This is a genomic window from Heliorestis acidaminivorans (assembly GCF_008933955.1).
GTDB classification, from domain to species: Bacteria; Bacillota; Desulfitobacteriia; order Heliobacteriales; family Heliobacteriaceae; genus Heliorestis; species Heliorestis acidaminivorans.
Genome location: NZ_WBXO01000032.1, coordinates 1 through 1,246, shown reverse-complemented (window position 1 = coordinate 1,246; position 1,246 = coordinate 1). Strand labels below are relative to the sequence as shown.

Sequence of the window (1,246 nt, the reverse complement as noted above, 5' to 3'; positions counted from 1 at the left end):
AGTCCCGCAACCCCATACTTCAAAGAAGTATGGTTTAGGCTCTTCCCCGGTCGCTCGCCGCTACTGGGGGAATCTCGTTTGATTTCTTTTCCTCCGGGTACTTAGATGTTTCAGTTCCCCGGGTTGTCTTCGTACACCTATGTATTCAGTGTACGATACCTAGATATGACTCTAGGTGGGTTGCCCCATTCGGGTATCCACGGGTATTACGCCTGCTTGCGGCTCACCGTGGCTTTTCGCAGCTTACCACGCCCTTCTTCGACTCTCAGCGCCAAGGCATCCACCGTATGCTCTTATTAACTTAACCTAAACGGATGTTAGGTTGTTAATCGCGGCCATGGATGGCCGTAGGCGATTAACTTCCTACATATCAGGTTGTTCTTCGCGACCATGGATGGTCGTTGGCGAAGAACTTCCTTTGTCATGAAATTAAGACCATTTTGCAAAGATAACTTTGCGTTGGCTTTTAATTCCATAGTTATTACATCGCTTTACTTTTCTCTGTGCAGTTTTCAAGGAACAATTTTGTTTTGGGTTTTTACCCAATCTGGCAACGTTCTACTCTCCCAGGGGCCAACGCCCCAAGTACCATCGACGCTGGAGGACTTAACTGCTGTGTTCGGGATGGGAACAGGTGTAGCCCCTCCGCCATCGTCACCAGATCTTTTTGATTTTCTTGAGTTTTTGCTTTTGTCACAATGATTTGTAATGTTTTTTACTATTTTACAGTGTTTCCCTTTATTATTTGAGCCACAAAAAATCGCGAGAGTCTTATCGACCCTAGCGTTTTCAGGTGTCTAATAATAAAGTTGGTGGAGATGAGCGGAATCGAACCGCTGACCCCCTGCTTGCAAGGCAGGTGCTCTCCCAGCTGAGCTACACCCCCACTGTGTATGGTGGGCCTAGATGGACTCGAACCATCGACCTTACGATTATCAGTCGTACGCTCTAGCCAGCTGAGCTATAGGCCCTTGTTGGATCTGGCAACGTTCTACTCTCCCAGGGGCCAACGCCCCAAGTACCATCGACGCTGGAGGACTTAACTACTGTGTTCGGGATGGAAACAGGTGTAACCCCTCCGCCATCGTCACCAGATCATATTGTGTTTTTCTATCGGAACTAGAAGTATATTAGAGTTGACCTATATAATCAACCTGTAATGTTTTCCAGTCCCTCAAAATCAAACAGTTGTATAAGTTAGCCGTGCGTCTATGACTACCAGCCTTTCTCTTCTTGCTTCCTCTGA

At 47.1% G+C, this 1,246-nt stretch carries 2 tRNA genes and 3 rRNA genes; all 5 read right to left on the bottom strand.

Annotated features, from left to right (window positions below):
- Positions 1-307, bottom strand: a 23S ribosomal RNA gene (locus tag F9B85_RS14045); the annotation flags it as partial.
- Positions 308-545: 238 nt separating this feature from the next.
- A 5S ribosomal RNA gene (rrf, locus tag F9B85_RS14040) occupies positions 546-662 on the bottom strand.
- 148 nt (positions 663-810) lie between these two features.
- Positions 811-886: transfer RNA gene (locus F9B85_RS14035), tRNA-Ala, on the bottom strand.
- An 8-nt stretch (positions 887-894) separates the two neighbouring features.
- Positions 895-971 (bottom strand) — tRNA-Ile (locus F9B85_RS14030).
- A gap of 7 nt (positions 972-978) precedes the next feature.
- Positions 979-1,095, bottom strand: a 5S ribosomal RNA gene (gene rrf, locus F9B85_RS14025).
- Between the last annotated feature and the right edge of the window lie 151 nt (positions 1,096-1,246).